The following is a 17,137-nucleotide window of genomic DNA, read 5'->3' on the forward strand; positions in this document are numbered from 1 at the left end:
GACATACCCAACTTGATTTTCCCTATTCCAATTGATGGTTCAATTACTATACTGTCCATAGATTAAACCACCTCATTAATTATTAAATACCATAATAGATTTCAGACAAGTACAAAGCCTCTACTACTTCATTTATATATTTCACTTGCAAATTTTTGTACTTACCTTCGGAGTCTTTGGCGGCTTTCAGTCCATCAACTTCCATCTGCAACAAATCAACGTATTTTTTGGCATTCAACAAATCGAACTCTTTATCTCTGTAAATATCGGATTGTAAAGAACTCCCCCACGATGGGGTATTCAAATGGTCTCTGTACAACATTCTGATAGCAGGTGCAGCATTAGAATTGAAAGAAGCTCTTTTCAAAGCATCGTTTGAGACAAAATGATGCCTTTCTCCACCTAGAGCACTCATTTTGTTGAAAATACCGCCCAAGAAATTATATCTTTGATAATTAACTTGACCAGTGTTATTGTAATTCCAAGTTGAGCCATCTTCTTGCACAGTTATTTTATATTCAAAATAATCTGATACAGATGTTCTATTTGTAATCCATGTATTTACAATACCACTATTTACCGACGCTTTGGAAAAGTTTTTCACTGGGCTCACCGCAGTCCATTTGTCTTTGCTTTTATTATATTTTTTGATTGTACCCGAAATGCGATCAATAGAATCATTGCCCAAATTCACTACGCTAACCACAAATGTTGTGTTAGTTGGAATATAAGATAACAGCCAGACATTGCTTACAGCTTTTGTTAATGCGTCTCTTTTCACTAGAAAATTTTGGTCGTATCCAGCCTCTTCCACTTCTGGTTTATCTAACTGATACTTTTGAATAAGTTCTTCTCGTTTCTCACCACTGATCTCGACCTCTTCATCAGGTAGAACAGGCTCATCGATCTCACCATCATTTGTATCACCATCACCTGCAAAGCTCTCGTTAGTTTCTGAATCAAAAAGATCATAATTATCTATTGCCGGCTGAATATCAGATTGCTCTTTATTCATTAATTCTTGATTAAGGTTTAGATCTTGTTCCAGATAATATTCATAACCATGACTGAGTAAATACTCCTTTACGTCCTGGTGTTGCTCTAGATTATCTACTGCGAAATCCTCAAGAATGTTTTGATGAACTTCACTCTCTAATAGACTACCAGTAGCATTTGTTGGACTTCCCTTTACACTAAATACCAAGAAAAATACCAGAACAAAAATTACTAATTTATTTATTATTTTCATATTTACTCCTTTAATAATATATTCACTTAGCAAAGAAACAATCAGTCAAAAATATTTGGAAACAGCGTTTCAATTGCTAATTTTTGGTCGATAGTGCTATCTATCCCCAATTGCCCATTTGTATTCCTTCCCCATGAATAGACTACTCCAGCAGAATTCACTGCAACAGAGCTTCTTCCATCAGCGTTAACAACTACAATATCTTGTAGTGGCTGTGAGTTAGAATCCAGCACTTGAACAGGATACATTGCATTCACTGTAGTCCCATCACCAACTGGACCGTAACTATTCACTCCCCAACTCCAAACAGTACCATCTTTTTTCAAAACTAAACTATGTGTTTCTCCTCTTGATACCTGAATTACATCATTAATATTAACAATAGCGGGTGTTAATTGTTTCGTCTTAGGGGTTTTACCAATTCCCAACTCCCCGTAGGTATTTAACCCAGAGGTATAAACAATTCCATCCTCAGTTAAAACATTAATCCCATCTTCACCAATGGAAAAGTCTTTCACTTTAGTTGCAGGATAGAGAACCGGAGTGAGTCTATTAACAGTGTCACCTTGTCCAAGAAGACCCGAAGCATTCTGACCCCAAACCCATAAATTTCCATTTTTATCCAACGCTCCACCACTACCCTCACCAGCATCAATTCTTGTTATATTGCTCAAATTCGAAACTTTCACCGGTTTTACAGATTCTATTGTACTTCCATTGCCTAGTTGCCCAAAATTGTTTTCTCCATAAGACCAAACTGTCCCATCATTTTTCAGCGCTAGAGTAAAGTATCCTCCTGCACCAATTTCTTTAACATTATCAATGTAAGTGTTAAGGTACGGTTCTCTTTCAGTATCTATTTTATTTCCGGTACCTAATTCACCATGACTCGAATAACCAAATGACCAAATGGTTCCATCATCTTTTAACATAACTGTATGAGTAAGACCAGCACGTACCATCACAAAATCAGTTCCAATCCCTTCAACAGGAACTTTTGATTGGTTCACACTTAGGCCAGCACCTAATTTACCATTTGAATTAGACCCTGCTGAATAAAAGGCAGAACCGTTCCCCATTATTACATAGTTATTATAAAAACTTCCAGATATCAAGTAATCATTTCTTTGTTCTATAGCTGCATGTGTTTTTGTAGAAAAACCTACAGCGGAGACAGCTAAAGCAATTAATAGTACTGACAATTTCCTTCCTTTTCTAGTAACGCTCTTGAAATGCTCTCTTTTCATTTGTTACACTCCCCATTCTATTATTTTTATATAAACCCATCTTATGTTAATGGAATTTATACCTATATAGTAAAATATATGAATTTAAGGGATATGTCAAAGTATTAATTTCTTATTATTTATATTTCCCCTTGTTTATCTATCAATTTGACGAATCACCCTTAGATTTCAATAAACCCTAATCCTGCTATTCACAAACCATTACTTGCCTGTCCAAATTACGGTATTGGACAGCTTCGGCAAGATGGGATGAACCGATATCTGCTGCACCTTCAAGATCAGCAATAGTACGGGCCAGCTTAATGATCCGGTCATGCGCCCGCATACTTAAGCCGAGACTTTCCAGAATATCATTCAGTAATTGTCTCCCGTCTTTTTGAAGCCTTGCATAACGGCGCAGAGCAGTCCCTGAAAGCTCGCTGTTCCATGAGATCGGCAGACCTCTGTAACGTTCCTTTTGAATAGCTTGTACCTTAAGAACCTCGGTGCGCATCTCCGACGAAGATATCGAGGCCCCCTGCTCCTCCCAGTCTCTCGGACGGGGAACATCCACCTGCATATCAATCCGGTCCAGCAGCGGTCCGGAAATTTTGCCGCGGTATTGGGCGATCTTTGCCGGACTGCAGGTGCATCGCTTCGTCGTCCCTATGCTCCCTAAATATCCACAGCTGCAAGGATTCATTGAACATGCGAGTAAAAATTGTGCCGGAAATGTAAATGCAGCCCGGGCGCGGCTGATCGTTACCACTCCATCCTCAAGGGGCTGACGGAGTACTTCAAGCACATTGCGGGAGAACTCGGGCAGCTCGTCCAAAAAGAGAACACCTCGATGTGCCAGGCTCACCTCTCCCGGCTTGGGAATCCCCCCGCCACCGATCAGTCCTGCAGCTGAGATCGTATGATGGGGGGAACGAAACGGGCGGCTGCGCAATAATCCGCTGTTCGCTTCCTTCAATTTGCCTGCGGAACTGAAGATTTTGGTCACCTCCAGCGACTCATTATCATCAAGTTCCGGAAGTATGCCTGGAAGCCGTTTGATCAGCATGGTCTTTCCCGTTCCCGGCGGTCCCATCAGAACAATATTGTGCATCCCGGCAGCAGCTATCATCAAGGCGCGCTTCACATGATTCTGCCCGAGAACATCACTATAGTCCTCCGCCATCATATTCACTTCGGAGCTTCCTGAATCAGTGTGCGCATATTCAGGAATGAATCTAAGATGATTCAGAGATAGCACCTTAACTGGTGGGCGGTCTTTTTCCGTCTGGCTTGTACTAACCGTAACTGGAAAAGGAAGCTCACTCAGTTGCGAAGAAAAAGTAGATAAGGGGCGAACAGTTAATAGCTCCCTATCTGCATCCGGTGGCAGCAGCTGTCGTAAATGCTCCGCTGCATATACGGTCATTCCGCTGATTAATGACGCTTCGGCGGCATTTCCTTTCGGAACGAGTACACCCTTCATGCCGTTGCGGCGAGCTGCTTCTACCATAGACAGCACTCCGGTAACGGGCCGCAAACTTCCGTCCAGCGCCAGCTCACCAATTAATAACAGTTGTTCCGCTTCAGGCATATCCAATTGCCCGCTTGTGGTCAAAATACCAAGAGCAATGGCAAGATCGAATGCAGATCCTTCCTTACGGAGGTCAGCTGGAGCCAAATTTATGGTGACCCGCTGCTGCGGATAACGGTAACCACAATTTTTGACGGCGGCACGTACTCTCTCTACAGCTTCCCGGATCGCCGAATCAGGCAACCCAATGATGCTCGTCTGCGGCAGACCATTGGCCAGATCGATTTCCACTCCAATCATGACACCCTCTATCCCATACAGGCACGCACTGTGCATTTTCCCATACATAACAAAAACACCTCTTCTCTTGAAATACGCCCATGACGGGCGGACTAAATTCAAGAAAAAGGGTGCTTCCTCAATTTCCGGTTATTCTTTTATCCTTAGTATACTTATATTCCATGGGCTTAATCAAGGGTTACCGATATGAAAAGGGATATTGCCCCAAATTACATAAGTATGCAAGCTTCGAAATACAAAAATTTCGTTATCCTTCCTCATTCACCACAACATAATCTCTGATTTGGGCAAAAGATAAAGGTGTATAGTCCCAGTGTTCTACGCAAATGTTGAAATAATTCTTCCCCTCATACTTCTGGCTATGAATGTGGCCGTGCACATTTACGTAAGGCATCTGCTTATTCATATACATGGGTTCGTGTGAAAGAAAAAAGAAATCTTTATATATTACAGGATACTCACTGACTTCATTAAATCCGGCTTCAAGCCACCAGTTCCGGCCTCGGCTGCGGTCATGATTACCTAGAATCAGGATTTTATAGCCATTGAGGGCAGATACAATCTCCCGTGTTTTTTCCAGGTTCAAGAAAGAAAAATCCCCCAAGTGAAAGACTGTATCTTCTGTACCGACCACAGAATTCCACTTCTCGATCATCACCCGGTCCATTTCTTCCACACTGCCAAAGGGACGGGACTCAAAATCAATAATCAGTTTATGCCCAAAATGTTGATCTGATGTAAAAAAAATATTTGACATCCCTATCCCCTTCTTCTGTACTCAGAAATAGCTTCTGCGAACACTTCAATCGTTCCAGTTCCGTTTGGAAGAACGCTGACTGTTCGTATCCAGCTTAATCAACTCCGCTAGCGGAGGCACTTCCTCATGCTCTATAAGCCAGTGCCGCATCTCTTTGATGGCTTCTACCTGCCCGTTTCCTTTGTCGCGCCAGGTCAGCAGTTCAATCACTCGGATGACTAGCGACAAAAGGCTGCTATTGCTGCTCTGGGTTTTTTCGGCCCGGATTTTTTGGAATAATGCTTCATTTTCCCAATCAATCAAAATCTCCTCCGCTATGGCTGGCCGCATAACGGTAAAGGTCTTGTTACACTTGCTGCAGCAAATAACGGACACAGGCTCTCCGCCAAGCTCTACTGCAATTTTGGTGTTACAATATTGGCAAGTAAAATTCACCTGTATATCCAACGGTTGATTGCTCACTCGGACAGCCCTCCTCATGGTGGCATTAAAAGTTACAATAATGTTTACCCATTTCCTTGGAGAAATGACCCATAGTACGGAGGGTATGTCAAGACTGTATGTTTGAAAAGTCAACAAAATGTATAAAAACTTTCAAAAAGCCTCCCGTATATGATGCAGCGATGCAATACTCCTACCCTCATTCAGCATCACCGTGATGACGTCAAAAGAGACCCGGCGTTCATATGCATTCTTCATATGCATGTATACCTGGGCGGTCGCACGCACCTGACGAATCTTCCGCTCATCCACAGATTCTTCAGGGGTACCCTGAAGAGGACTTCCACTGCGGCTCCGCACTTCAATAAAAACAAGCACTTCACCGTATTCAGCAATAATATCCAGTTCCCCGCTGCGGCAGCGCCAGTTACATTCTATGATCCGGTAACCTTGTGCAGTTAGGTATTGTTGAGCGGCTTTCTCGCCATCAGCACCTTTTTGCTTGCGGGTATAGGGTTCTTCAGACGAAACCTCACTCACATCTGCCTCCGTTCTCCCGCAGAGCGGTCACTCTGGTAAACAAAGCTAAGAATTTCCGCTACAAGCTGGTAGAGCTGTGGAGGAATCTGCTGGTCCAGGTCAAGCTTGGAGAGGACTTCTACCAGGGCAGCATCCTCTTGGACAGCAACCCCGCTGTCCTTCGCCATCTGCAGAATCTTATCTGCTACCGCACCTTGTCCTTTGGCGACTACGACCGGCGCTTCACTTTGACCGGGCGAATATTTAAGAGCAACCGCTTTTTTCAGGTTTTGAGAAATTTCATCGGCGGACTCACTCATATGCGGTAATCCACTCCTTTGTAGGAATCAGGCACATAATCTGCCAGTCTGCCCGCGCCGCCCGCAATGGCTGCAGATGCCGCACTAGGCTGCGGGAGGGGTTCTGTCCTCAAGCTGGACAGCTGATAGCCGATCGATTCCACTGCTGCTCCAATCTCATCCTTACGTTCTTCAAGCAGCTCTAATACCCATGGTGTATCGTTATGCAGCTTCAGACTTACGATTCTGTCCACCACCTGCACATCTACCAGTGTCTGTCCCAGCTGCTTCATATCCAGGTCAAACCACAGGCGGCAGTTCGATGCATCGAGTTCGCCCTTACGGCCCCGTCTCGACTGGATATGGACAGAAGCTGTTTCCTGCCCGTCCGGACCGTGCAGCGGCAGGAACATCGTTACTTGTGCAAACGGAGCCGTCCGATCCGTATTCAGGAGCAGTTGCTGCCCCGTCAACTGCTGCACCAGCTGGCCCGCGGCTTCTTTGACCGCGGGCGGCACTTCGCTGCTGCCCAGCACCTGCAGCAGCACGCCTTTCAGCGTATCGGCAGCCGTATCATCGCCGATAGCAGCACTCGCCAGCGCCGCCTGAGGCAGCGCTGCCTCACGCCCTGCCGCGGCTGCCGGCCCTGCCGCGGCCCGCACCTCTGCGGCGGCATGCCCGCCGCCGCGAACGGCCTGCTGCTCGTGCTCCGCACCGAGCAGCTTCAGCACCCGCCCCACCCACGACTCCATGTCGCGGGTGGCTGCGGTAACCGTCTGCTGCGCCGCCGCAGACGGTCCTTCCCCGCGCTGCCCTGCAGGCGCGGGGGCTGGCTCTTGCCCCGCCGCTGCTGGCGGGGCTGTAGTGCCCTGCGGTGGCTGCGCGGCCGCTGGGGCAGGGACTTGTCCCGCCGCGTCAGCGGGCGGGGCGGAAGCAAGCTGCGGCAGTGTGCCGCGCAGCTCGGTGAGCACGCCCTGCAGCTTCGCGAGCAGGGCGGTACCTTTGCCAGCAGAGTTCTCTGCTGCTGGCAATGCCGTTCGTTCCGGCTGCGTACCGGAACGAACATCAGTCCCTTCTGCCTGCTCTGCAGAAGGATTACCCGCTGCGGCTCCAGATCCCGCTGCGGCAGGCTGGACATTACCAGCCTTTGGAGTGTTGTCTGTCTTTAGTGCAGGGCCTGCATCAGCAGCACCCACTTCTCCATCCAGCGAAGCAGGAGCGGTCCCTGTTTGGCCAGCAAAGGCTGCAGCCGATGGTTCCGCTGCACCAGCAGATGTATTGACCGCCACTGCTGCAGCTTCGTTCCCGGCAGGCTGCATGGTTTTCACAATGCCACCAGAAGGCGTTCCGGGAACGTCAGCCCCTTCAATAGCCAATGCTGAATCGGATGCAGCCGCTGGCACCGCTGCTACATCCGTCCCACTTACTTTAACTGCAGCAACTTGATTTGCTGCAGTATTAACAGGAGCCGCCGAATTTCCGTTTCCGGGAATTTCTGCTGCCAAAGAAGTCGCAGCGCCTCCGTTCACAGGTGTTCCTGCTGCCGGAGGAGTCGCTGCTCCTGGAATAACAGCCGAGGCAGGCGGAGTGGAGGTATTCGGTGAAGCAGTATTTCCACCCGCAGCATCGTTTTCCTGCTGAGCCCATTGGCCGATCGCCGTTTCAAGCTGAGCTACAAGCTGATGCAGCTTAGGCCCGAACACCGCTTGCTGTAGACCTTTCACACTTTCCGCCGTGACAGGAAGTCCACGTTTTACCGAAATGACTGCCGCCTCCAGCCACTCTGACACCGGAATATTTGGCGGTTTAGCATTCATTACTGCATCCAGCTTCGCTGCTGTTTCCTTGGTCAGAGCGACGCCGCCAGATACCATAGCCTGAATGATTTCCTTTCCTGCCTTGGAATCTGTAAGTCCCAGCGATTCAAGTGCTTCCCCCATACTTTGCGGCGAAGCCAATGCTGCCTCACCGGAGGAGACCGGTTTTAATACGGGCAAGCCGCCTTCTCCCGGAGGAGCAACCTGCAAATTCAACGTTTGTCCAGGCTGCAGCGGTGTCTCCAGCTCCGCACGGACAGGAGTACCTTGAATCTGTACTACTGCCTCTTTACCGGAATCCGACACACTGAGCACCACACCGCGGACCACCTGCCCTTCCTTTAGCTCTACCGCCTTGGGCTCACCCGGTTTATTGTCTCCAAGTAATCCGCGAATCAAAGATCCGATGTTCATGCCTATCTCCCCTCCTTTCATATATATCTTTTCATTTATATCGGTATTATTAAGCTTTTTATAAGATAGCCCCTTGATCTAAGCTCCTCTTCAGTGCAGTTATCATAACAACTTATATAATAGGAAGCGTTGTATCTATCCGTCTCTTTCATCTTAAAACAATGTCAGTTCATCCGATAGAATTCTCCCCAGAAAACTGCGGCGGTGCATGGGAGTCGGTCCCAGAGCCAGGATCTGTTCTCTATGGAGTTTAGTCGCATAACCTTTATGTATTTTAATACCGTAATCCGGATATAACTCTTCCCACAGGCCTTCGCACAGCCGGTCACGTGTAACCTTGGCCACTATAGAAGCAGCGGCAATAGACTGGCTATTGGCATCCCCTTTGATAATCGCACGCTGTGGCAAGGGAAGATCTACCTTTTCTGCATCGATCAGCATATAGTCAGGAGTACTTCCCAGACCTTCTACCGCCTTTTTCATCGCCAGCCTGGAAGCCTGCTTGATATTGATCTCATCTATGACCATTGAGTCGACATGACCTACACTTACCGCCAACGCCTGCTCCATAATCTGCTCGAACAGGTTCTCCCGCTTCTTCGCTGTTAGCTTCTTAGAATCATCAACACCCTCTATAATGAGGCCTTCCGGTAAAATCACCGCAGCCGCTACCACATCGCCGAACAGACAGCCTCTTCCTACCTCATCAACGCCTGCTATTCTCCGGTAATCCTGCTCCCAGCATCCCTTTTCGTAGCTTAACATATCTATTGAACTCACTGTTCCTCCACCACCAATTCTAAATTCCCATTCCTTGTACAAGCCAGCTTATCATAAGAATACGCCCTGGTCATCCCACTTTTTGCTCAAAATACCCCTTCCAATTTCAGGACCATTCATTCACATATGCATAACAAAAAACCACCCCAATGACTCGGATGGTTCTTCCATTCCTCATGATTCTGTATTTAAGGTGTCTCCAGTGTAAACCGTCCCAGCTTCCCCGCCCGCAGATCATGCAGCAATAGGCGTGAAGCCTTCTCCAGGTCCACCCGGCCACCGCTGATTAGACAACCCCGTTTACGGCCGACAGCTTCCATAACAGCAACAATTTCGTCTGGATTCTCCAGATCCTCAGGAAGCTTCTCGATTCCAAAACGCTCCTGGAAGCTTGCCCCATAATCCTTGACCAGATACTTCACTGCAAAAAAAGCGATATCCTCAATATTCAGGATCTCTTCTTTGATCGCACCGGTTACCGCCAGACGGTAGCCTACATCCTGATCCTCGAATTTTGGCCACAGTATCCCTGGCGTGTCCAGAAGCTCCAGATTTCCACCCGTCTTAATCCATTGCTGTCCTTTGGTAACGCCCGGGCGGTCACCCGTTGCCGCGATGTTTTTGCCCGCCATCCGGTTAATGAGCGTAGATTTGCCCACATTAGGAATCCCGACGATCAACGCCCGGCTTGGACGCGGATTCATCCCTTTGGCAATCTGCCGGTCGATCTTCTCCTTCAGCAGCAGCTTAACCTGCTCAGGAATCTCCTTGATGCCCGTGCCAGTAGCCGCATCTACCGGATGCGCAACATGGCCCTCTGCCCTGAAATAGGCCAGCCATTTCCGTGTAGCTTCAGGGTCAGCCAAGTCCGCTTTATTCAGAATAATCAGTCTTGGCTTGTCCCGCAAAATATCGTCAATCATCGGATTGCGGCTGGATAGCGGCAGACGGGAATCGAGCAATTCTATACATACATCAATCAGCTTCAGCTTATCCTCGATTTGCCGCCTAGCCTTCGTCATATGACCAGGAAACCATTGAATGGCCATTGCCGTCACCTCCTTTGACTTCCGTCAACTTAATGTTTAATCATTGTAATATCTTTTACCGGCCAAAAGATCAGGTCTGCACGTCCGACAATATCGCTCAACGGCACATAGCCGATCATCCGGCTGTCCTTACTGTCGGAACGGTTATCCCCCATAACAAAGACATGCCCTTTCGGAACTGTTCCATCCGTAATGTCTTCGTTCGGGAAATTCGTGTTGTTGTACAATGTGTTATTATTATGTGCCTGGTCAATCGCACCTTTGATGTAAGTTTCATTTACCGGTTCGCCGTTCACAGTAACAACATCGCCTTCGACTTTTACGGTATCCCCAGCTACGCCGATTACACGTTTGATGAAATCCTTACCTTCAGATGGTACATGGAACACAATAACCTCACCCCGCTGAGGCGAGCGGATGTCATATAAGATTTCATTGACAATCACACGTTCACCGGTATGGAAATTCGGCCGCATAGAAGGTCCATCCACAATAAACGGCTTGAACAAAAGCCAGCGTATCAAAATCACCAGAATCAAAGCAATAGCGATTGCTTTAATCCATTCCAACACTTCATTTTTGGGCTTGCGGGGATTCTTGCCGTCAGGCTCCACAATTTCACCTTGTCCCTGCTGAAAATCCTGCTGCATAGTTCACCATCCTCTCTATATGCTACCCTCACTATACAACAAAAAAACTCCTGCCAAAAACTCCTCCACGAATACTCCGTCAGGAGGCCTTTTCGGAGAAGCTGATCCTAAGGCATATATGATCTATACTATATTAATAGAAGAATAAAGGAAAGGGGCTTGAAATCAAGCCCCTTTCCTTTGCCGCAATATTAGCGACGGATTTCTTTAATTCTTGCAGCTTTACCGCGCAGGTCACGAAGGTAATACAGCTTCGCACGACGCACTTTACCACGGCGAGCCACTTCGATTTTCTCGATCTTTGGCGAGTTGATTGGGAAAGTTCTTTCCACACCAACACCGTAAGAGATTTTACGAACCGTAAAAGTCTCACCAATTCCACCGCCGCGACGTTTGATTACAACGCCTTCGAACAACTGGATCCGTTCACGAGTTCCTTCGATAACTTTTACATGCACTTTCAAAGTATCACCCGGGCGAAAACTCGGGATATCTTTGCGAAGTTGCTCTTGCGTAATTGCTTGTAGGATATTCATTTAGGACTTCCTCCTTCCGTACAGGTGTTCTTGCCTCTTCCGGAGAGATCATTGCTCTCCCTCATTATCCGCAGAGGACCACCGTATTCCACACAACAGAAATAATATTATCATAAACCACCAGAAAAGACAACTTATTTTTCGAGATTCAGAGAGGCATCATATCCCGCTTCTTCGCCTTTACTTTGCAGTCCTTGCACAAGCCGACAACCGTCCCGTTATCCTGAGCATAGAAGATCAGCTTACCGTTTTTCTTTTTACAGGAAGAGCAAGGCTGTTCCTCAGTACTCTGCTTGGCTTTTCGGTGACGGTCCATAGAAATCACATTACTGGCAGTGCTGTTTTTCGGCCTTGAAGATTGTCTTCTTGGGCTGAAGTAACCAAAATATACAACCACACCAACTAACAACACAACTACAACTGCCGCATATTGCATCTGTATCATCCGCTCCCTTGACTGGTGTCAGTCTAATAGTAAACAGACCATCCCGGGCCTCACATGGCGACGATAACACTTCTCCAGCGCTGAAGCAAAGCTTAATCAAGCTGGCTGCAACAGCCCTATATCCAAATATATGTTAGCCGTTTGCTTCAGCCTCGCCAAAAACAATGACTTCACGTTCAAAACATCACTCACATTGTTTATTCTAGCATACCTCTTCAATGAAATGTAGCCGACCAAGGCATCCTAGACTTTAGTCCAGTACAGTAACCCGTCCCCGGCCTGTTTTTCAATTTTTTCCCATAAGATATAGTATGGATTATACATAAGCGACAAGCAATTACGGGAGGGTCTGAAATTGAAAAGAAATCATAATACAGCAATCATCGCGGCGGTCGCCGTTCTCTCTATTGCACTGCTATCCGGTTGCCGGGAGCTGCCAGGCAAAGAAGCTGCGGACCATCAGCTTGAACAGCGATTAAACGGAAATTTCCAGCAGGAAACCGTTGAGACAGTAAAGCAAGGTTTAGGCGAGGCGACCTTAGGTGTGGAGCAGGCTGTTCAGAATGGCGCTGCAAAGGTGGCTGAAGAAATAAAAACGGGCAGTTTGAGCAAAGAGCTCAATATTGCTAAAAAAGCCGATTCTGTATCAGCACTAGTTCTGGAGAATAGCGTTGGTGAAGTGAAGATCATTTCCGGGAACAGCGATTTCATCACCATTAAAGCAACAGTCATCACACACCCCGGTCATAATCAGGAGGCAGAACAGAAAATTCTAGACAGCGCAGAAGTTACAGTTCAAGCTGACGGCAATGAGCTTAAGGTATCCACGCATGCCATGAATGAGCCCCAAAAAGATCTATGGACCTGGGCCCAAAAGAAGTATGGCTCCTCCGATTTCAGCATCAATTATGAGATTCAGGTACCTTCAACTATGGATGAATACTATATCAGCAACAATGTCGGAGCAATTCGGCTGCATGGCCTGAATGGCACCTTCCACATAGACAGCAATGTAGGCGCAATAGTTCTCGAGGCTGTACAATTCAGCGGAAAATCAACAGTGAAATCCAATACGGGTAGCATCGAACTGGATATCCGAGGCATGGAGTCTGAAAGCTCGCTAATGGCAAGCAGCGATATCGGCAAAATAACTGCAGATCTCAACAGCGGACTCAAGTGCACCGTATCCACTAAAAGCGAGCTCGGTCAAATTACCGGAAGCGGATCCCGAAAAAGGGAAATGAATGGCGGCGGTCCACTCATCTCACTATCCACACAAATTGGTTCTATTACAGTTCAATAGCATATGAAATCAGTGGGGCTGAACCAGCCTCACTGTGACACACAAAAGAAGCCAGTCTCGCCTTGAGATTGGCTTCTTTTGTGTGTCTGGAACTAAATCAGTGCTATAGCCAGCAAAGTGAACAAGCTTAACGTCAGGATCTCACTGCCGTACCCGTAAAACCCGCCATAGTAATTTCCGTAAGGATTAAATGCCGATGTCTTCATTTTACCGTTGCCCTTTGTTTTCAAATATACATTATTTCTATCCACATTCACAATGATTCCTTCATGCCGCTTACCGTCTGTAGTCATGATGCGAACTCTTTTGTTCATACAATGTAGACAATTATAATAGGCTTCCACCTGAGAACCCCTCCTCATTCGTGATTCTGTATGGTATGCGGAGGGGGATAAGCCGGGAACGGCAGTAGCCGTGTGGCAGATAGCAATAAAAAAAATATCTGTGAAACAAAGTACTTGTGAACATTGTGTATCATTTTTGAGAAAAAGGAGTTATTATTATTATAATAGTCATAATTAGAGCGCTTACGAAGGATGGACAAATTTAATTTTATCAGAGGAGGCAATTCTCATGAGTGCAGCTGGCAAAAGATTTATCAATGAAGGGGTGCTTCGTATCGCCTGGTTCATCATCTTTGCATCGCTTACCTATACTGTACGGAATTACACATGGGTGGTCGTATTATTTTCGGTAGTAGCTATCTATGCGCTCGGTTCGGGTATTGTGATGCTTGCCAAAGATCGCCGGAACCACCGCGATCACGGTTCTAGGGTTTGAGCCACGGATAACCTCCATATTCTTCCTTAACACTTCCTCTGGACCTTTGGTTCAGCAGGGAGTGTTTTTTATTGCAGTCACAAGCTTACTACGAGCACATCAAAAAGAATCACGTCGCTTCGGTATCTTAACCAGCTGAACGTGATTCTCTTTGTCTTAATGATATCCAGTTGATCGGAGTAACAGGATTTGAACCTGCGACCTCACCCACCCCAAGGGTGCGCGCTACCAGGCTGCGCTATACCCCGACGCATATGTATTGCTGCCCCTTGTTCAATATACGCATTCAACGCAATAGTAGAACTGAAGCGCCGCTGATTTTTACCTTCATTTTATGTATACCGCAGATTCATAATAGTTTCAAGTGGAATTTTCCAAATCTCTAAACTATTTTTTTCTTAAAATTCATGGTTTTTTCGCAGCAGCTATGCTATACTCTTGGCACAAGGAAAGGAGGTGCGTTCACATCAATCATGACATGTTGAACGTATCCCTTACCCGGACCAACGGCTGAAGTTCTGGCCCTGGTGGCGCGGGATACGGATCAAAGTTTTAACTAGCGCCTCGGGTAAAGAGACCGTCTTCGGACGGTCTTTTTTATATTTCAAATCTCTTTATGCCATGCCTTTGATCCCGATATAAAAAACCACTACTCCGGCAGGTCAGCTGAGGTAGTGGTTTTTATTCATACTATATTGGTCTTATGATTTACGATTGGTATAGAAATCGATAATATCATTTACTGTGCGGAGCGGCTCCGCTTCCTTGTGGACAGTGTCCACGTCTGGCTTGAATTCTTCACGCGTATTCGTAGTCACTAATGTTCATTCCTTTCGATAGTTGAAATAGCTGCTTCATTTCCGTCGCCTCTACTAATTACCCAAAAAACAGGATTGTAACGCACATCCGCTCGCATTTTTTTTAGATATTCTATGGGTCTCATTTTCCTTTCAGCTTTTGCATAGATTTGTATTGCAGAACAAACACAACAAAAAACGCCTCATCAACATAGTATATGTTAACGAGACGTCAAATATTCCATTTTATAGTAAATATCCACTAAAGTGTATTACTGCTCGATCTCTTCAGTCGTTCCAGAGCAGTCTTATCCTTCACCGTCAACTCAGCTGTCTCTAACAGGTCCGGCCTGCGTTCCAAAGTACGCTGTAGTGCCTGTTCACGCCGCCATACTTCGATGTTCGCATGATGTCCACTGAGCAGAATGTCCGGTACCTTCCACCCTCTAAATTCAGCCGGACGGGTATAATGCGGATACTCCAGCAGACCGGTACTGAACGAATCAGTCACCGCAGAGGTCTCATTGCCCAGCGCCCCAGGCTGCAGCCTCACAATCGAATCGATCACTGTAAGCGCAGGAAGCTCCCCCCCGGTAAGTACGTAGTCTCCGATCGACAATTCATCCGTCACCAGATGCTCTCTGATCCGCTCATCGTAGCCTTCATAATGACCGCAGATAAAAATAAGATGCTCTTCCTGTGCCAATTCCTCTGCCATCTGCTGAGTATACGTCTGGCCCTGAGGGCACATCAAAATGATGCGCGGTTTCTCCTGATTTCCTGGTACAGCAAGCACATGCTCCACAGCAGCAAAGATAGGGTCTGGCTTCAACACCATCCCACCTCCACCACCATATGGCGTATCATCCACGCTGTTATGCTTATTTCCGGAGAAGTCACGGAAGTTAACTGCATTCAGTGAGACGATCCCTTTTTCTCGTGCTTTGCCTAGAATGCTAGTGCCGAATACACCTTCACACATTTCAGGAAAAAGCGTCAGCACATCAATCCGCATCATGGCAGCAGCCCTTCCATCAAGTGCACCTTAATTTTCTTGGCCTGAATATCCACATCTAGTACCACATCGTTGATCACCGGAATCAGGATTTCGGGACCTTTAGCCGGCTTTACCACCCATACATCATTGGCACCAGGCTGAAGAATTTCAGTAATTTGGCCGAGAGGTTGACTGTCGTCCACATCGGTATACACCTCACAGCCGACAATCTGGTGGAAGTAGTATTCATTCTCTGGCAGCTCCACCAAATCGTCACTCGGAACCTTCAGCATGCTTCCTTTATATTTCTCGACCTGATTAATGTTGGTGTATCCCTCCAGCTTGGCAATATACATTCCTTTATGCTCTCTTGCGGTTTCCACGGTTACCTCGAATTTTGGGCTTCCATCGGCGGGAACCACAAGCAGTTTTTTACCCGGTGCAAATCGGACTTCCGGAAAATCGGTAGAGGATAATATTTTGATCTCCCCGCGAATTCCATGTGTATTGACCAGCTTGCCTACATTCAGTTCTTCCGTCATCTGATCCTCTCCTTACTTATAATTTGTGCTGTATGTTCCTGCTTATATATTTCAACAAAAAGGAGCCGGGATATACTATCCCTAGCCCCTCATTGAACGCATTCTTTAAGATAAAATATCCACGGTAACGCGTTTATCGCTCTTGACTGCTGCAGATGTGACCACGGTACGGAACGCTTTGGCGATCCTGCCCTGCTTGCCGATGACCTTGCCGACATCATCTGGATGCACAGAAAGCTCATAGACAATCAGGTGTTCCTTCTCCACAGTCCGTACAGCCACATCCTCTGGATGATCCACTAAAGCCTTAGCAATAACTCCAACTAATTCTTCCATAGAGGACCCTCGCAATCAGTCATTATTTCTGTTGCTTCAGCTCATGGAACTTCTTCATCACGCCTGCTTTGGAAAGCAGATTGCGGACGGTATCAGATGCCTGCGCACCTGTTTGAAGCCATTTAAGAGCTTTTTCCTCATCGATCTTAACTACTGCCGGTACTTCAATCGGATTATAATAACCGATTTCCTCGATAAAACGACCGTCACGAGGGGACCGGGAATCGGAAACCACTACACGATAGAAAGGCGCTTTATGTGCACCCATTCTTTTCAGACGAATACGTACTGCCACGAAATTCACCTCCTTATAAGAATATCGTAAATTTCACAATCTGTTTGAGAAACCTTTTTCGATCCCTCCCAAAC

Annotated in this window: 20 protein-coding genes and 1 tRNA gene; 2 read left to right on the top strand and 19 right to left on the bottom strand. The window is 46.7% G+C overall.

All coding sequences use genetic code 11. The features are described 5' to 3' along the window. Window positions 1–82: 82 nt before the first annotated feature. The 13 genes from A3842_RS02630 to A3842_RS02690 all read right to left on the bottom strand — a co-directional run bounded on the left by A3842_RS02630 (window position 83) and on the right by A3842_RS02690 (window position 12,013). Window positions 83–1,249: a hypothetical protein gene (locus tag A3842_RS02630; protein WP_083609448.1), complete on the bottom strand. Its 1,167-nt coding sequence runs from the start codon at window positions 1,247–1,249 to the stop codon at window positions 83–85. Between the two features lie 41 nt (window positions 1,250–1,290). Further along, a complete protein-coding gene (locus A3842_RS02635) occupies window positions 1,291–2,496 on the bottom strand; it encodes an RCC1 domain-containing protein (protein WP_074100340.1) in 1,206 nt (401 codons plus the stop codon). 187 nt (window positions 2,497–2,683) lie between these two features. Continuing rightward, window positions 2,684–4,354 (bottom strand): YifB family Mg chelatase-like AAA ATPase, encoded by a 1,671-nt coding sequence (locus tag A3842_RS02640; protein WP_074100341.1) that lies wholly within the window; start codon window positions 4,352–4,354, stop codon window positions 2,684–2,686. A 199-nt stretch (window positions 4,355–4,553) separates the two neighbouring features. Continuing rightward, window positions 4,554–5,063, bottom strand: coding sequence for a metallophosphoesterase (locus tag A3842_RS02645; RefSeq protein WP_074100342.1), 510 nt, complete (start codon window positions 5,061–5,063; stop codon window positions 4,554–4,556). Window positions 5,064–5,108: 45 nt separating this feature from the next. Continuing rightward, window positions 5,109–5,525 (bottom strand): hypothetical protein, encoded by a 417-nt coding sequence (locus A3842_RS02650; protein WP_083606844.1) that lies wholly within the window; start codon window positions 5,523–5,525, stop codon window positions 5,109–5,111. A gap of 132 nt (window positions 5,526–5,657) precedes the next feature. After that, window positions 5,658–6,044 (bottom strand): YraN family protein, encoded by a 387-nt coding sequence (locus A3842_RS02655; RefSeq protein ID WP_074088063.1) that lies wholly within the window; start codon window positions 6,042–6,044, stop codon window positions 5,658–5,660. Beyond that, window positions 6,041–6,343, bottom strand: coding sequence for an EscU/YscU/HrcU family type III secretion system export apparatus switch protein (locus A3842_RS02660; protein ID WP_074088061.1), 303 nt, complete (start codon window positions 6,341–6,343; stop codon window positions 6,041–6,043). Before A3842_RS02660 ends, A3842_RS02655 begins: the two co-directional genes overlap by 4 nt. Beyond that, complete coding sequence (locus A3842_RS02665; RefSeq protein ID WP_074100343.1) at window positions 6,340–8,553, bottom strand: hypothetical protein; 2,214 nt, start codon at window positions 8,551–8,553, stop codon at window positions 6,340–6,342. Before A3842_RS02665 ends, A3842_RS02660 begins: the two co-directional genes overlap by 4 nt. 153 nt (window positions 8,554–8,706) lie before the next feature. After that, window positions 8,707–9,318, bottom strand: coding sequence for a ribonuclease HII (locus tag A3842_RS02670; RefSeq protein ID WP_074100344.1), 612 nt, complete (start codon window positions 9,316–9,318; stop codon window positions 8,707–8,709). A 203-nt stretch (window positions 9,319–9,521) separates the two neighbouring features. After that, complete coding sequence (gene ylqF, locus A3842_RS02675; protein WP_074088054.1) at window positions 9,522–10,382, bottom strand: ribosome biogenesis GTPase YlqF; 861 nt, start codon at window positions 10,380–10,382, stop codon at window positions 9,522–9,524. Between the two features lie 29 nt (window positions 10,383–10,411). Next, a complete protein-coding gene (gene lepB / locus A3842_RS02680) occupies window positions 10,412–11,032 on the bottom strand; it encodes a signal peptidase I (protein ID WP_074100345.1) in 621 nt (206 codons plus the stop codon). Between the two features lie 191 nt (window positions 11,033–11,223). Beyond that, entirely contained in the window at window positions 11,224–11,568 is a 345-nt protein-coding gene (gene rplS, locus A3842_RS02685) for a 50S ribosomal protein L19 (RefSeq protein WP_074088051.1), read from the bottom strand. A 148-nt stretch (window positions 11,569–11,716) separates the two neighbouring features. After that, on the bottom strand, window positions 11,717–12,013 hold the full coding sequence (locus A3842_RS02690) for a hypothetical protein (RefSeq protein WP_143186133.1): 297 nt from the start codon (window positions 12,011–12,013) through the stop codon (window positions 11,717–11,719). Between the two features lie 355 nt (window positions 12,014–12,368). On the opposite strand from A3842_RS02690, the gene A3842_RS02695 reads away from it, so the two are divergent. After that, the gene (locus A3842_RS02695) at window positions 12,369–13,316 is read left to right on the top strand and encodes a hypothetical protein (protein WP_074100346.1); all 948 of its coding nucleotides are present in this window, start codon (window positions 12,369–12,371) and stop codon (window positions 13,314–13,316) included. Window positions 13,317–13,408: 92 nt separating this feature from the next. On the opposite strand, the gene A3842_RS02700 is transcribed toward A3842_RS02695, so the two are convergent. Beyond that, complete coding sequence (locus A3842_RS02700; RefSeq protein WP_074088046.1) at window positions 13,409–13,660, bottom strand: hypothetical protein; 252 nt, start codon at window positions 13,658–13,660, stop codon at window positions 13,409–13,411. 229 nt (window positions 13,661–13,889) lie between these two features. Between A3842_RS02700 and A3842_RS02705 the strand changes: the two genes are divergently transcribed. Then, window positions 13,890–14,096, top strand: a complete 207-nt coding sequence (locus A3842_RS02705) for a hypothetical protein (RefSeq protein WP_074088044.1) — start codon at window positions 13,890–13,892, stop codon at window positions 14,094–14,096. A 174-nt stretch (window positions 14,097–14,270) separates the two neighbouring features. Here A3842_RS02705 and A3842_RS02710 read toward each other — a convergent pair. From A3842_RS02710 to rpsP, 5 genes are all read right to left on the bottom strand, one after another. Beyond that, a tRNA-Pro gene (locus A3842_RS02710) sits at window positions 14,271–14,344 on the bottom strand. 811 nt (window positions 14,345–15,155) lie between these two features. Continuing rightward, window positions 15,156–15,908 (bottom strand): tRNA (guanosine(37)-N1)-methyltransferase TrmD, encoded by a 753-nt coding sequence (gene trmD, locus A3842_RS02715; protein ID WP_074100348.1) that lies wholly within the window; start codon window positions 15,906–15,908, stop codon window positions 15,156–15,158. Continuing rightward, the gene (rimM, locus tag A3842_RS02720) at window positions 15,908–16,432 is read right to left on the bottom strand and encodes a ribosome maturation factor RimM (protein ID WP_074088042.1); all 525 of its coding nucleotides are present in this window, start codon (window positions 16,430–16,432) and stop codon (window positions 15,908–15,910) included. The genes trmD and rimM overlap by 1 nt, the downstream gene beginning before the upstream one ends. Before the next feature lie 105 nt (window positions 16,433–16,537). After that, complete coding sequence (locus tag A3842_RS02725; protein WP_074088041.1) at window positions 16,538–16,768, bottom strand: KH domain-containing protein; 231 nt, start codon at window positions 16,766–16,768, stop codon at window positions 16,538–16,540. A gap of 22 nt (window positions 16,769–16,790) precedes the next feature. Beyond that, a complete protein-coding gene (rpsP, locus tag A3842_RS02730) occupies window positions 16,791–17,063 on the bottom strand; it encodes a 30S ribosomal protein S16 (protein ID WP_019910363.1) in 273 nt (90 codons plus the stop codon). Window positions 17,064–17,137: the final 74 nt, after the last annotated feature.

The sequence above is a fragment of the Paenibacillus sp. P3E genome, assembly GCF_001909045.1.
Lineage (GTDB): Bacteria > Bacillota > Bacilli > Paenibacillales > Paenibacillaceae > Paenibacillus_AQ > Paenibacillus_AQ helianthi.

What these genes read in the sequence shown, in the direction of transcription:
- rplS (WP_074088051.1), bottom strand. Translation starts at nt 11,568, where the DNA reads ATGAATATCCTACAAGCAATTACGCAAGAGCAACTTCGCAAAGATATC.
- rimM (WP_074088042.1), bottom strand. Translation starts at nt 16,432, where the DNA reads ATGACGGAAGAACTGAATGTAGGCAAGCTGGTCAATACACATGGAATT.
- A3842_RS02660 (WP_074088061.1), bottom strand. Translation starts at nt 6,343, where the DNA reads ATGAGTGAGTCCGCCGATGAAATTTCTCAAAACCTGAAAAAAGCGGTT.
- ylqF (WP_074088054.1), bottom strand. Translation starts at nt 10,382, where the DNA reads ATGGCCATTCAATGGTTTCCTGGTCATATGACGAAGGCTAGGCGGCAA.
- A3842_RS02645 (WP_074100342.1), bottom strand. Translation starts at nt 5,063, where the DNA reads ATGTCAAATATTTTTTTTACATCAGATCAACATTTTGGGCATAAACTG.
- trmD (WP_074100348.1), bottom strand. Translation starts at nt 15,908, where the DNA reads ATGCGGATTGATGTGCTGACGCTTTTTCCTGAAATGTGTGAAGGTGTA.
- A3842_RS02725 (WP_074088041.1), bottom strand. Translation starts at nt 16,768, where the DNA reads ATGGAAGAATTAGTTGGAGTTATTGCTAAGGCTTTAGTGGATCATCCA.
- A3842_RS02640 (WP_074100341.1), bottom strand. Translation starts at nt 4,354, where the DNA reads ATGTATGGGAAAATGCACAGTGCGTGCCTGTATGGGATAGAGGGTGTC.
- A3842_RS02690 (WP_143186133.1), bottom strand. Translation starts at nt 12,013, where the DNA reads ATGATACAGATGCAATATGCGGCAGTTGTAGTTGTGTTGTTAGTTGGT.
- lepB (WP_074100345.1), bottom strand. Translation starts at nt 11,032, where the DNA reads ATGCAGCAGGATTTTCAGCAGGGACAAGGTGAAATTGTGGAGCCTGAC.
- A3842_RS02635 (WP_074100340.1), bottom strand. Translation starts at nt 2,496, where the DNA reads ATGAAAAGAGAGCATTTCAAGAGCGTTACTAGAAAAGGAAGGAAATTG.
- A3842_RS02670 (WP_074100344.1), bottom strand. Translation starts at nt 9,318, where the DNA reads ATGTTAAGCTACGAAAAGGGATGCTGGGAGCAGGATTACCGGAGAATA.
- A3842_RS02630 (WP_083609448.1), bottom strand. Translation starts at nt 1,249, where the DNA reads ATGAAAATAATAAATAAATTAGTAATTTTTGTTCTGGTATTTTTCTTG.
- A3842_RS02665 (WP_074100343.1), bottom strand. Translation starts at nt 8,553, where the DNA reads ATGAACATCGGATCTTTGATTCGCGGATTACTTGGAGACAATAAACCG.
- A3842_RS02705 (WP_074088044.1), top strand. Translation starts at nt 13,890, where the DNA reads ATGAGTGCAGCTGGCAAAAGATTTATCAATGAAGGGGTGCTTCGTATC.